This window comes from Lysinibacillus sp. 38-6 (assembly GCF_046245175.1).
GTDB lineage: Bacteria > Bacillota > Bacilli > Bacillales_A > Planococcaceae > Lysinibacillus.
On record NZ_CP176417.1, the window covers coordinates 2,274,133 to 2,287,181 of the forward strand.

6 protein-coding genes, 11 tRNA genes and 3 rRNA genes are annotated in these 13,049 nt (G+C 44.0%); 2 read left to right on the forward strand and 18 right to left on the reverse strand.

Annotated elements, in window-relative coordinates; translation table 11 throughout:
- Positions 1-14: 14 nt before the first annotated feature.
- The 15 genes from ACKVEV_RS11830 to ACKVEV_RS11900 all read right to left on the reverse strand — a co-directional run bounded on the left by ACKVEV_RS11830 (position 15) and on the right by ACKVEV_RS11900 (position 7,182).
- Positions 15-91, reverse strand: a tRNA-Ile gene (locus ACKVEV_RS11830).
- A gap of 7 nt (positions 92-98) precedes the next feature.
- Positions 99-172: transfer RNA gene (locus ACKVEV_RS11835), tRNA-Met, on the reverse strand.
- A gap of 26 nt (positions 173-198) precedes the next feature.
- A tRNA-Ala gene (locus ACKVEV_RS11840) sits at positions 199-274 on the reverse strand.
- Between the two features lie 21 nt (positions 275-295).
- Positions 296-372, reverse strand: a tRNA-Pro gene (locus ACKVEV_RS11845).
- A 9-nt stretch (positions 373-381) separates the two neighbouring features.
- A tRNA-Arg gene (locus ACKVEV_RS11850) sits at positions 382-458 on the reverse strand.
- Between the two features lie 13 nt (positions 459-471).
- Positions 472-560: transfer RNA gene (locus ACKVEV_RS11855), tRNA-Leu, on the reverse strand.
- 5 nt (positions 561-565) lie between these two features.
- Positions 566-640 (reverse strand) — tRNA-Gly (locus tag ACKVEV_RS11860).
- 47 nt (positions 641-687) lie between these two features.
- Positions 688-772, reverse strand: a tRNA-Leu gene (locus tag ACKVEV_RS11865).
- A gap of 21 nt (positions 773-793) precedes the next feature.
- Positions 794-869 (reverse strand) — tRNA-Lys (locus tag ACKVEV_RS11870).
- A 6-nt stretch (positions 870-875) separates the two neighbouring features.
- A tRNA-Thr gene (locus tag ACKVEV_RS11875) sits at positions 876-951 on the reverse strand.
- Positions 952-954: 3 nt separating this feature from the next.
- Positions 955-1,030 (reverse strand) — tRNA-Val (locus ACKVEV_RS11880).
- Between the two features lie 10 nt (positions 1,031-1,040).
- Positions 1,041-1,156, reverse strand: a 5S ribosomal RNA gene (gene rrf / locus ACKVEV_RS11885).
- A gap of 188 nt (positions 1,157-1,344) precedes the next feature.
- A 23S ribosomal RNA gene (locus tag ACKVEV_RS11890) occupies positions 1,345-4,272 on the reverse strand.
- A 187-nt stretch (positions 4,273-4,459) separates the two neighbouring features.
- A 16S ribosomal RNA gene (locus ACKVEV_RS11895) occupies positions 4,460-6,012 on the reverse strand.
- Together the 16S, 23S and 5S rRNA genes with 11 tRNA genes alongside form the textbook arrangement of a ribosomal RNA operon.
- Before the next feature lie 270 nt (positions 6,013-6,282).
- The gene (locus ACKVEV_RS11900; protein WP_409366656.1) at positions 6,283-7,182 is read right to left on the reverse strand and encodes a DMT family transporter; all 900 of its coding nucleotides are present in this window, start codon (positions 7,180-7,182) and stop codon (positions 6,283-6,285) included.
- A gap of 131 nt (positions 7,183-7,313) precedes the next feature.
- Between ACKVEV_RS11900 and ACKVEV_RS11905 the strand changes: the two genes are divergently transcribed.
- Together ACKVEV_RS11905 and ACKVEV_RS11910 are read left to right on the forward strand one after the other, a co-directional pair.
- Positions 7,314-8,036, forward strand: a complete 723-nt coding sequence (locus tag ACKVEV_RS11905; protein WP_402926485.1) for an MgtC/SapB family protein — start codon at positions 7,314-7,316, stop codon at positions 8,034-8,036.
- A 15-nt stretch (positions 8,037-8,051) separates the two neighbouring features.
- A complete protein-coding gene (locus ACKVEV_RS11910) occupies positions 8,052-9,044 on the forward strand; it encodes a cation diffusion facilitator family transporter (protein WP_409366657.1) in 993 nt (330 codons plus the stop codon).
- A gap of 53 nt (positions 9,045-9,097) precedes the next feature.
- Here the strand turns inward: ACKVEV_RS11910 and ACKVEV_RS11915 are convergent, their stop codons facing one another.
- The 3 genes from ACKVEV_RS11915 to ACKVEV_RS11925 all read right to left on the reverse strand — a co-directional run bounded on the left by ACKVEV_RS11915 (position 9,098) and on the right by ACKVEV_RS11925 (position 13,044).
- The gene (locus ACKVEV_RS11915) at positions 9,098-10,261 is read right to left on the reverse strand and encodes an iron-containing alcohol dehydrogenase (protein ID WP_409366658.1); all 1,164 of its coding nucleotides are present in this window, start codon (positions 10,259-10,261) and stop codon (positions 9,098-9,100) included.
- Between the two features lie 261 nt (positions 10,262-10,522).
- Positions 10,523-11,767, reverse strand: coding sequence for a Glu/Leu/Phe/Val dehydrogenase (locus ACKVEV_RS11920; protein WP_402926479.1), 1,245 nt, complete (start codon positions 11,765-11,767; stop codon positions 10,523-10,525).
- An 83-nt stretch (positions 11,768-11,850) separates the two neighbouring features.
- Positions 11,851-13,044 (reverse strand): ornithine--oxo-acid transaminase, encoded by a 1,194-nt coding sequence (locus ACKVEV_RS11925; protein WP_409366659.1) that lies wholly within the window; start codon positions 13,042-13,044, stop codon positions 11,851-11,853.
- Positions 13,045-13,049 lie beyond the last annotated feature (5 nt).

The window sequence follows — 13,049 nt, forward strand, 5'->3', positions numbered from 1 at the left end:
TTGTATTATATAAATGGTGGACCTTGCAGGACTCGAACCTGCGACCGGACGGTTATGAGCCGTCTGCTCTAACCAACTGAGCTAAAGGTCCTTTAAGATGGCGGCGGAGGGAGTCGAACCCACGACCTTTCGGGTATGAACCGAATGCTCTAGCCAGCTGAGCTACACCGCCAGGATCTTTATACTGGTTGTAAATTATGGTGGAGCCTAGCGGGATCGAACCGCTGACCTCCTGCGTGCAAGGCAGGCGCTCTCCCAGCTGAGCTAAGGCCCCATAATTTTAATTTTAAGGAAATGGTCGGGAAGACAGGATTCGAACCTGCGACCCCTTGGTCCCAAACCAAGTGCTCTACCAAGCTGAGCTACTTCCCGTTCATTTATTGGCGCGCCCGGCAGGAGTCGAACCCACAACCTTCTGATCCGTAGTCAGACGCTCTATCCAATTGAGCTACGGGCGCTTGTTTTAAAAAATGGTGCCGAGGGCCGGAATCGAACCGGCACGGTAGTCACCTACCGCAGGATTTTAAGTCCTGTGCGTCTGCCAGTTCCGCCACCCCGGCACAGTTGGAGCGGAAGACGAGGTTCGAACTCGCGACCCCCACCTTGGCAAGGTGGTGTTCTACCACTGAACTACTTCCGCATGTGCATAAGATTATTTATCCTGGCAATTATGAATTTGAAAATAAATGGTGCGGGTGAAGGGAGTCGAACCCCCACGCCTCGCGGCGCTAGATCCTAAGTCTAGTGCGTCTGCCAATTCCGCCACACCCGCATATTATTGTTGGCAATTAAATGGTGAGCCATGAAGGACTCGAACCTTCGACCCTCTGATTAAAAGTCAGATGCTCTACCAACTGAGCTAATGGCTCAAAAAATGGTGCCGGCTATAGGAATCGAACCCACGACCTACTGATTACAAGTCAGTTGCTCTACCTGCTGAGCTAAACCGGCATATGGTGGAGGATGACGGGCTCGAACCGCCGACCCTCTGCTTGTAAGGCAGATGCTCTCCCAGCTGAGCTAATCCTCCTGGGTATTATGCCTAGCGACGTCCTACTCTCACAGGGGGAAACCCCCAACTACCATCGGCGCTAAAGAGCTTAACTTCCGTGTTCGGTATGGGAACGGGTGTGACCTCTTTGCCATCATCACTAGACTATGTTCGACCTTCAATACACGGCGTATTACTGCGTCAGCTGCTCTCGTTCAATCAGTCACGTACATAAGTACGCTCCTTCAATCTCTCGTTTGCTTCCTTGTACTACTGGTGTCTTGAAGCTCTCTTTTAGAAAGTGTTATTCTTTCAAAACTGGATAAACGGTTCATTGAATGTTTCAAACGTTTTTGGTTAAGTCCTCGATCGATTAGTATTCGTCAGCTCCATGTGTCACCACACTTCCACCTCGAACCTATCTACCTCATCGTCTTTGAGGGATCTTACTTACTTGCGTAATGGGAAATCTCATCTTGAGGGGGGCTTCATGCTTAGATGCTTTCAGCACTTATCCCGTCCACACATAGCTACCCAACGATGCCTTTGGCAAGACAACTGGTACACCAGCGGTGTGTCCATCCCGGTCCTCTCGTACTAAGGACAGCTCCTCTCAAATTTCCTACGCCCACGACGGATAGGGACCGAACTGTCTCACGACGTTCTGAACCCAGCTCGCGTACCGCTTTAATGGGCGAACAGCCCAACCCTTGGGACCGACTACAGCCCCAGGATGCGATGAGCCGACATCGAGGTGCCAAACCTCCCCGTCGATGTGGACTCTTGGGGGAGATAAGCCTGTTATCCCCGGGGTAGCTTTTATCCGTTGAGCGATGGCCCTTCCATGCGGAACCACCGGATCACTAAGCCCGTCTTTCGACCCTGCTCGACTTGTAGGTCTCGCAGTCAAGCTCCCTTGTGCCTTTACACTCTACGAATGATTTCCAACCATTCTGAGGGAACCTTTGGGCGCCTCCGTTACCTTTTAGGAGGCGACCGCCCCAGTCAAACTGTCCGCCTGACACTGTCTCCTGCCCCGCTAAGGGGCATGGGTTAGAATTTCAATACAACCAGGGTAGTATCCCACCGACGCCTCCTTCGAAGCTGGCGCTCCGAGATCTCTGGCTCCTACCTATCCTGTACAAGTTGTACCAAAATTCAATATCAGGCTACAGTAAAGCTCCACGGGGTCTTTCCGTCCTGTCGCGGGTAACCTGCATCTTCACAGGTACTATAATTTCACCGAGTCTCTCGTTGAGACAGTGCCCAGATCGTTACGCCTTTCGTGCGGGTCGGAACTTACCCGACAAGGAATTTCGCTACCTTAGGACCGTTATAGTTACGGCCGCCGTTTACTGGGGCTTCAATTCGCAGCTTCGCTTGCGCTAACCACTCCTCTTAACCTTCCAGCACCGGGCAGGCGTCAGCCCCTATACGTCACCTTACGGTTTTGCAGAGACCTGTGTTTTTGCTAAACAGTCGCCTGGGCCTATTCACTGCGGCTCTCATGCGCTTGCACGCTCAAGAGCACCCCTTCTCCCGAAGTTACGGGGTCATTTTGCCGAGTTCCTTAACGAGAGTTCTCTCGCACACCTTAGGATTCTCTCCTCGACTACCTGTGTCGGTTTGCGGTACGGGCACCTCTCACCTCGATAGAGGCTTTTCTTGGCAGTGTGAAATCAGGAACTTCGTCCATACGGACTCGCCATCACAGCTCAACGTTACAGTGTGCGGATTTGCCTACACACACGCCTTACTGCTTGGACGCGCACAACCAACGGCGCGCTTACCCTATCCTACTGCGTCCCCCCATTTCTCAAACGGTGAGGAGGTGGTACAGGAATATCAACCTGTTGTCCATCGCCTACGCCTATCGGCCTCGGCTTAGGTCCCGACTAACCCTGAGCGGACGAGCCTTCCTCAGGAAACCTTAGTCATACGGTGGACGGGATTCTCACCCGTCTTTCGCTACTCATACCGGCATTCTCACTTCTAAGCGCTCCACCAGTCCTTCCGGTCTGACTTCAACGCACTTAGAACGCTCTCCTACCACTGACATCGTAGATGTCAATCCACAGCTTCGGTGAATCGTTTAGCCCCGATACATTTTCGGCGCAGCGTCACTCGACCAGTGAGCTATTACGCACTCTTTAAATGATGGCTGCTTCTAAGCCAACATCCTGGTTGTCTGTGCAACGCCACATCCTTTTCCACTTAACGATTACTTTGGGACCTTAGCTGGTGGTCTGGGCTGTTTCCCTTTTGACTACGGATCTTATCACTCGCAGTCTGACTCCCGTGTATAAATATCTGGCATTCGGAGTTTGTCTGAATTCGGTAAACCGGGATGGCCCCCTAGTCCAAACAGTGCTCTACCTCCAGTATTCTCATCACGAGGCTAGCCCTAAAGCTATTTCGGAGAGAACCAGCTATCTCCAAGTTCGATTGGAATTTCTCCGCTACCCACACCTCATCCCCGCACTTTTCAACGTGCGTGGGTTCGGGCCTCCAGTAAGTGTTACCTCACCTTCACCCTGGACATGGGTAGATCACCTGGTTTCGGGTCTACGACCACGTACTAATTCGCCCTATTCAGACTCGCTTTCGCTGCGGCTCCGCCTTCTAAAGCTTAACCTCGCACGTAATCGTAACTCGCCGGTTCATTCTACAAAAGGCACGCTATCACCCATTAACGGGCTCTAACTACTTGTAGGCACACGGTTTCAGGATCTCTTTCACTCCCCTTCCGGGGTGCTTTTCACCTTTCCCTCACGGTACTGGTTCACTATCGGTCACTAGGTAGTATTTAGCCTTGGGAGATGGTCCTCCCGGATTCCGACGGAATTTCACGTGTTCCGCCGTACTCAGGATCCACTCTGGAGGGAATAAACTTTCGACTACAGGGCTTTTACCTGCTCTGGCGGACCTTTCCAAGTCGCTTCATCTAACTCATTCCTTTGTAACTCCGTATAGAGTGTCCTACAACCCCAAGAGGCAAGCCTCTTGGTTTGGGCTCTTCCCGTTTCGCTCGCCGCTACTCAGGGAATCGATTTTTCTTTCTCTTCCTCCAGGTACTTAGATGTTTCAGTTCCCTGGGTCTGCCTTCAAGACGCTATGTATTCACGTCAAGATACTACGCGATTAAACGTAGTGGGTTCCCCCATTCGGAAATCTCCGGATCAAAGCTCACTTACAGCTCCCCGAAGCATATCGGTGTTAGTGCCGTCCTTCTTCGGCTCCTAGTGCCAAGGCATTCGCCGTGCGCCCTTAATAACTTAACCAAGTTATTAAGCCTAAAAAACTTAATTTAAAAATAAATGTGTTTGTTACAATTTCAATGTCGTTTTATCCAGTTTTCAAAGAACAAGTTTTGAAGTGTTTCATTCGGAAGAATGAACCTTCAAAACTGAACAGCAAAAACGTAATCATTGTTTCGTTCTAAACGAAACATTCCGTTAAAATCCTTAGAAAGGAGGTGATCCAGCCGCACCTTCCGATACGGCTACCTTGTTACGACTTCACCCCAATCATCTATCCCACCTTCGGCGGCTGGCTCCAAAAGGTTACCTCACCGACTTCGGGTGTTACAAACTCTCGTGGTGTGACGGGCGGTGTGTACAAGGCCCGGGAACGTATTCACCGCGGCATGCTGATCCGCGATTACTAGCGATTCCGGCTTCATGTAGGCGAGTTGCAGCCTACAATCCGAACTGAGAACGACTTTATCGGATTAGCTCCCTCTCGCGAGTTGGCAACCGTTTGTATCGTCCATTGTAGCACGTGTGTAGCCCAGGTCATAAGGGGCATGATGATTTGACGTCATCCCCACCTTCCTCCGGTTTGTCACCGGCAGTCACCTTAGAGTGCCCAACTAAATGATGGCAACTAAGATCAAGGGTTGCGCTCGTTGCGGGACTTAACCCAACATCTCACGACACGAGCTGACGACAACCATGCACCACCTGTCACCGTTGTCCCCGAAGGGAAAACCATATCTCTACAGTGGTCAACGGGATGTCAAGACCTGGTAAGGTTCTTCGCGTTGCTTCGAATTAAACCACATGCTCCACCGCTTGTGCGGGCCCCCGTCAATTCCTTTGAGTTTCAGTCTTGCGACCGTACTCCCCAGGCGGAGTGCTTAATGCGTTAGCTGCAGCACTAAGGAGCGGAAACCCCCTAACACTTAGCACTCATCGTTTACGGCGTGGACTACCAGGGTATCTAATCCTGTTTGCTCCCCACGCTTTCGCGCCTCAGTGTCAGTTACAGACCAGATAGTCGCCTTCGCCACTGGTGTTCCTCCAAATCTCTACGCATTTCACCGCTACACTTGGAATTCCACTATCCTCTTCTGCACTCAAGTCTCCCAGTTTCCAATGACCCTCCACGGTTGAGCCGTGGGCTTTCACATCAGACTTAAGAAACCACCTGCGCGCGCTTTACGCCCAATAATTCCGGACAACGCTTGCCACCTACGTATTACCGCGGCTGCTGGCACGTAGTTAGCCGTGGCTTTCTAATAAGGTACCGTCAAGGTACAGCCAGTTACTACTGTACTTGTTCTTCCCTTACAACAGAGTTTTACGAACCGAAATCCTTCTTCACTCACGCGGCGTTGCTCCATCAGGCTTTCGCCCATTGTGGAAGATTCCCTACTGCTGCCTCCCGTAGGAGTCTGGGCCGTGTCTCAGTCCCAGTGTGGCCGATCACCCTCTCAGGTCGGCTACGCATCGTCGCCTTGGTGAGCCGTTACCTCACCAACTAGCTAATGCGCCGCGGGCCCATCCTATAGCGACAGCGAGATGCCGTCTTTCAGTATTTCACCATGAAGTGAAACAGATTATTCGGTATTAGCCCCGGTTTCCCGGAGTTATCCCAAACTATAGGGTAGGTTGCCCACGTGTTACTCACCCGTCCGCCGCTAACGTCAAAGGAGCAAGCTCCTTCTCTGTTCGCTCGACTTGCATGTATTAGGCACGCCGCCAGCGTTCGTCCTGAGCCAGGATCAAACTCTCCATAAAAGAAATTTGATTAGCTCAAATTGTTTGCTGGCATCAATTTTGATGTCCAAAATTTTTGTTTCAACCGCTAACTTAAGTTAACTTAGAAACTATATTGATTACGTTTTGCTTGTTCAGTTTTCAAGGTTCATTTATCATCGCTCGTTTTCAGCGACCTTATTAGTATAACTTGCGATTAACAAGAAGTCAACAACTTTTTTAAATTTGTTTCAATCAAGTTGTCCTCCTTGTTAAGGACAAGTAATAATATATAATATAGCAATATAAAAATCAAGCTTTTTTCTTAAAAAAATTTAAAATCTTTTTTTCATCCACTACAAACAATAGAATCCCTACTATAACAATTAATCCGCCGATTATTTGAGTAGCGATTAAATACTCTTTAAAAATAAAAAGAGCTAATATAGCTGCTCCAATTGGTTCGAATAATATAGCAATAGAGACAACATTCGTACTCACATACTTAATAGACCAATTAAATAAAGTATGACCAAATAAATTCGGAACAATGGCTAATAAAATAAACCATATCCAATCCATTGAAGAATACGGACCGAATGATTCACCTTTTAGTAGAACATAGAAAAACAATGTAATCGTACTTACTATGTAAACAATCATTGTATATGTAACAAGCGATAATCGTTTTCGTACATCTTGGCCAAATAATAGGTAGGTTGTTATAAGCGCGCAGGCAATTAACGCAAGCATATCCCCATAAAAAGCAGATCCACTTAGTTTAAAATCTCCCCAACTTATTAATACACTTCCGACAATAGCAATTGCCCCTGCCATAATTGTTTTTACAGTAATCGCTTCTTTAAAGAAAAAGTATGTACCAACAAAAGCAAAAAGTGGTTGTAATGTTACAAGTACAGTTGAACTCGCAACAGATGTGTAATTTAGTGATTCAAACCACAAAATAAAATGAAATGCTAAAAATACCCCTGCAATTGAAGAAAAAAGCCAATCTCGACTAGATAAATGCTTTAATTCTTTTGTATATTTCCAGAAAAATAGCGGTGCCATGATTATGACGGAAAACAGCATACGATAGAAAGCAATAACACCAGACTCCGCATTGGCCAATTTCACAAAAATGGCTGATAAAGATACTGAAATAACACCAATAAAAATAGGGATATATGGATGAATCTTTGGTTCATTCATATAAATCGACCTCCAGAAAAAAAAACTTATACTTCATTACTCCCCTGATGTACAATACAAAAAAGTAATGTACATATAATAATGACAGCTTGCATATCTCTTAGCAATACGAAATATATGGAGGGGTGCGTTTGGAAACATTATTGGAGAATATGATTACATATGAAGTTGGCATAAAATTAGTGATTGCAGCCACATTAAGTTTAGTAATCGGTATTGAAAGGGAATTAAAAAAGAAACCAGTTGGATTAAAGACCAGTTTAGTTATTGCGACATTCAGCTGTTTACTAACCATTATTTCTATTGAGACCGCGTACTCAACACCTCCGAGAGCAGAAATTAATATTACGATGGACCCCCTTCGTCTGGCAGCGCAAATCGTAAGCGGCATAGGATTTCTTGGGGCAGGCGTTATTTTAAGACGCGGCAACGATAGCATTTCAGGTTTAACTACTGCCGCCATGATATGGGGAGCCGCAGGTATTGGTATTGCTGTTGGCGCAGGCTTTTATATGGATGCAACATTAGCTGTAATTATTATTGTTTTTGGAATCGAAGTATTATCCCCATTTCTTATGAAAATCGGACCAAAGCGCATTCGTATGCGAGAAGTATCGTTAAAAGTCCAGATTGATGATGATAACAATACCGAAACATTCCTTCTATTTTTAAAGGACAGCAATATTGTAATTGAAAACATTCGTATTAAAGATATCCCAATAGGCAATAATCAAGTGTTACACGAATTAGATTTCCGTTTATCGTTAATTGTCTCAGATAACTTACTGTCGTTTTATCGTTCATTACGTACTTTACCCTATATCGAAAAAATTGAAATGGAAATTTTAAATTAGCTGGAGGATTCTTTAATGACAGAACTATTGAAACTATTAAAGGAAGGTAATAAACCTTCTCTAATGGCAGCATTTGTAAACGCGTTTTTAGGAATTATTAAAGGAATTGCCTTCTTCTTCACGGGCAACGTCGCTATGTTTGCCGAAATGATGCATTCACTAGGAGATGCAGCAAACCAATTTTTCGTATATGTTGGTTCCGCATTATCCAAAAAAGCTCCGACAAAGAAATTCCCAGGAGGCTTTGGTCGAATCGTCAACCTAGTCTGCCTATTTGCCGTGATTATTGTAGCGATCCTTTCTTATGAAACGATAAAAGAAGGCTGGCATCACTTTATGCATCCTTCAGGTGAATCAAAAGGAATGTTTATAGCACTTGGGGTATTATTAATCGGAATCATTTTAGAAGGAACCGTACTTGCTAAAGCGGCTGTAGAAGTTTTACACGAAGCAGGGCAAGAAAAAGCTGGTCTAATGTCTTTACCGAAAGCATTTGGATTTTTGAATCGCGCAAAACCAGCAACGAAATTAGTATTTATGGAAGATTTAGTCGCTACGGGTGGTAACGTTTTAGCCTTTATCGCTATTTTAATTGCACATTTTACTGGTTGGACGAGAATCGAAGGGCTTGTATCAATCATTATTGGCTGCATGATGTTTTATGTTGTTGGGAAGGTATTTCTGGATAATGCCCGTGGTGTTATCGGGGAAACAGATGAAGAAATGCTCAATCATATCGCCCATATCGTAATGGATGATCCTAATATTAAAGATATTGTTCGCTTAGAGGTTGTCAAAGAAGGCGAATTTTTACACGTAGAATTAGTCGCTGAAGCAGATGCAAAATTATCGCTTGCATTTTTAGATGATGTCCGCGATCATTTAACAGAAGTGATTTTAAGCCAAAAAGGTGTATCCAAAGTGGCCATTTTATTTGATGAAGATGATGGTAAAGCAAACTGGGTACACGTAGGCGAACGTCCATCAACTGCCTATAATAAACATTAAATAGAAGAAAAGCCAATTGCCTATACCGGCAATTGGCTTTATTTATCGTAAAACTATAACGCGTTCTGTAAAATTGTACGCACATCTTCTTCTTGTAGTTTATTAAAGTTACCAAATGGTCCATTTTGCATGGCATGTGCAATAATTTGCTCGAATTTTGAATCATCAATATTATAATCTGCTAAACGACTTGGCGCATCCAATGAAGTCCAAAATGCCGATAATCGATCAATTCCTTCATAAGCAATTTCTTCTGCTGTTTTGCCTGTCGCATCAACTCCGAATACACGAGTAGCTAAGCCTGCAAAACGCTCTGGATTGACGGGTACATTTAGACGCATCCAATGCGGTTGTAAAATCGCTAAACCGCCGGCATGCGGGATATCATAAATTGCAGATACAGCATGTTCGATATTATGTGATGCCCAATCTCCGCGCGAGCCGATTGATAGGAAACCGTTTAAACCGATTGTCCCAGCAAGCAAAATCGTTTCACGCAATGAGATATCCTCTAAATTTTGCAGTAATTTAGGTGCTGTCGATAAAACCGTTCGTAAAACACCCTCACACATTTCATCTGTCACTGGTGTATTCGTCGTATTGTGGAAATATTGCTCCAAAACGTGAGACATCATATCAACCATACCGTAAACTGTGTGATTTTTCGGTACTGACACCGTGTAAGCTGGATTTAAAATAGAGAATTTCGGGAATGTAGCAGGACTACCCCAGCCTAGCTTTTCTTCAGTTGCTGCATTCGTAATGACAGAACCTGAATTCATTTCAGACCCTGTAGCCGCCAATGTTAAAACCGTTCCAAGTGGTAATGCATCTTGGATCAATACTTTTTTCTTAACAATATCCCATGCATCGCCTTCATATTTCGCTCCAGCAACAATTAACTTAGAGCAATCAATGACAGAACCGCCGCCAACAGCAAGTACAAGATCAATACCTTCTTTTTTACAAATATCAATCCCTTTTCGCGCCGTTTCAACACGCGGATTAGGCTCTACACCACTTAATTCGAATATCGTTTTATCCGCTTGTTGTAGTTTTTCCATAACAGCATTGTACACACCATTACGCTTTATACTACCCCCACCATAAACAACAAGCACTTTGCTACCATACTGCGCTAACTCTTTCGGTAATTTTTCCAGCGCATCTTCACCAAAGTGTAATCTCACTGGGTTATAAAATGTAAATGAATCCATTGAATTCGCCCCTTTCTAGTTGGATTTTCTCATAATTACAATGCAGAAAGCAAAGATTTAAAACCAAAAAATACAAAACAAAGGTAATAAAATTGCTTGCCAGCACGTCGGCTAAAACATCTCTTTTTAGCGTCCTGTAGTAGAAAGTGGCCACCCTACTAACCGCAGGAGTCGCCGTCCGTCACTCAAATGCACGACTTGAATAAAATTAAAAAAAAGACATCCCTTTGTAGGAATGTCTTTTTAAAGAATAACTATTGATTAAACCCAGCCACGGAAGCGAGAAGCTTCAGCAGTACGGCGCACACCAACCATATATGCAGCTAAACGCATATTGATGTTGCGTGTCGTCGCAGTTGTATATACATTTTCAAACGCATCAACCATTTTTTTGTATAGGCGTTCTTCTACTTCTTCTTCTGTCCAGTAATAACCTTGGTTATTTTGCACCCATTCGAAGTAAGAAACTGTAACACCACCAGCAGATGCTAATACGTCTGGTACTAGTAAAATGCCACGCTCTGTTAAAATTTTAGTTGCTTCAGCTGTTGTTGGACCATTGGCTGCTTCTACAACAATGTTCGCTTTAATATTGTGCGCATTGTCTGCAGTAATTTGGTTTTCAATCGCAGCAGGAACTAAAATATCACAATCAAGCTCTAAAAGATCTTTATTTGAAATTGTGTTTTCGAATAATGTTGTTACTGTACCGAAGCTATCACGACGATCTAATAAGTAGTCGATATCTAAACCTTCAGGATCATGAAGTGCACCGTATGCATCAGAAATTCCGATAACTTTAGCGCCTAAATCGTTCATGAATTTAGCTAAGAAACTACCTGCGTTACCAAAACCTTGGATAACAACGCGCGCACCTTTAATGTCGATACCACGTTTTTTCGCTGCTTCTTCGATAACGATTGTTACACCTTGTGCAGTTGCACGATCGCGACCTTGAGAACCACCAAGAACAAGTGGCTTACCTGTGATGAAACCTGGAGAGTTGAATTCGTCCATACGGCTATATTCATCCATCATCCATGCCATAATTTGTGCATTTGTAAATACATCTGGAGCAGGAATATCTTTTGTTGGTCCAACGATTTGACTAACCGCACGAACATAACCACGGCTTAGACGTTCGATTTCACCCATAGACATTTGACGTGGGTCACAGATGACACCGCCTTTACCTCCACCGTATGGTAGATCAACAATACCACATTTTAAGGTCATCCACATTGAAAGCGCTTTAACTTCCTCTTCGGAAACAGCTGGGTGGAAACGTACCCCACCTTTAGTTGGCCCTACTGCATCATTGTGTTGAGCACGGTAACCAGTAAATACTTTCGTTGTACCGTCATCCATTTTAACTGGAATGCGTACTTGTAACATACGAAGCGGCTCTTTTAGTAATTCATACATTGCTTCGTCATAGCCTAGTTTATTTAGAGCATCTTGAATAACATCTTGAGTTGATGTGAACAGATTTAAGTTTTCAGACATATTAAATCGCCTCTTTAATTTTTATAATGATAGTATATCGGCATCATTGTAACACACTTCGGAAATAAAATGTGAACATTTTGTTAAATATTAAATACTTTTTCGATTTGAGCAATTGACCAATCTAAATCTTCTTGAGAAATCACTAGTGGTGGTGCAAAACGAATAACTGTATCATGTGTTTCTTTACATAATAAGCCTAATTCTTTTAGTTTTTCACAGTATGGACGAGCTGCTTCAGTTAATTCCATACCGATGAATAAACCACGACCACGAACTTCTTTAATTACTGGGTTGTTAATTTCACGTAATTTCCCTTTGAAATATTCACCAAGTTCTTGAGAACGCTCTGCTAATTTTTCATCTAATAAGACTTTAATAGATGCGATAGACACAGCACATGCTAATGGATTTCCTCCGAAAGTTGAACCGTGTGAACCTGGGTTGAAGACACCTAAAATATCGCGATTAGCAGCTACACAAGAAATTGGGAATACACCGCCACCTAATGCTTTACCTAAGATGTACATATCTGGCTCTACTTCTTCCCAATCACACGCAAACATTTTACCTGTACGAGCTAAACCAGCTTGAATTTCATCTGCAATAAATAACACATTATTTTCACGGCATAGTTCACGAGCAGCTTTTAAGAAGCCTTCTGGTGGAATAACAATACCAGCTTCACCTTGAATTGGCTCAATTAAAAATGCTGCTGTATTTGGAGTAATCGCAGCTTTTAAAGCTTCTAAATTACCGTAATCAACAAGTTTGATATTTGGTAACATTGGTCCGAAACCACGACGGTATTCTTCATCAGATGATAAAGATACAGCTAGCATTGTACGACCGTGGAAGTTGCCGTTACAAGCGATAAGTTCTGCTTTACCTTCTTCTACACCTTTTACATCATAAGCCCAACGACGAGCAGCTTTAAATGCAGTTTCAACAGCTTCTGCACCTGTATTCATAGGTAAAACCATTTGTTTGTTTGTTAATTTACCTACTAGCTCATACCATTCACCTAAGTTTTCACTGTAAAATGCACGAGAAGTTAACGTTACTTTATCTGCTTGTTCTTTTAATGCAGCAATAATTTTTGGATGGCGATGCCCCTGATTCACTGCTGAATATGCAGATAACATATCTAAGTATTTGTTTCCTTCTGGATCTTTAACCCATGCACCTTCAGCCTCTGAGATAACGATCGGCAGTGGATGATAGTTTGCAGCACCGTAATTTTGTGTTTGTTCAATAACTTGTTGTGATTTTGTCATATAGC

What these genes read in the sequence shown, in the direction of transcription:
- ACKVEV_RS11915 (WP_409366658.1), bottom strand. Translation starts at nt 10,261, where the DNA reads ATGGATTCATTTACATTTTATAACCCAGTGAGATTACACTTTGGTGAA.
- ACKVEV_RS11920 (WP_402926479.1), bottom strand. Translation starts at nt 11,767, where the DNA reads ATGTCTGAAAACTTAAATCTGTTCACATCAACTCAAGATGTTATTCAA.
- ACKVEV_RS11910 (WP_409366657.1), top strand. Translation starts at nt 8,052, where the DNA reads ATGACAGAACTATTGAAACTATTAAAGGAAGGTAATAAACCTTCTCTA.
- ACKVEV_RS11925 (WP_409366659.1), bottom strand. Translation starts at nt 13,044, where the DNA reads ATGACAAAATCACAACAAGTTATTGAACAAACACAAAATTACGGTGCT.
- ACKVEV_RS11900 (WP_409366656.1), bottom strand. Translation starts at nt 7,182, where the DNA reads ATGAATGAACCAAAGATTCATCCATATATCCCTATTTTTATTGGTGTT.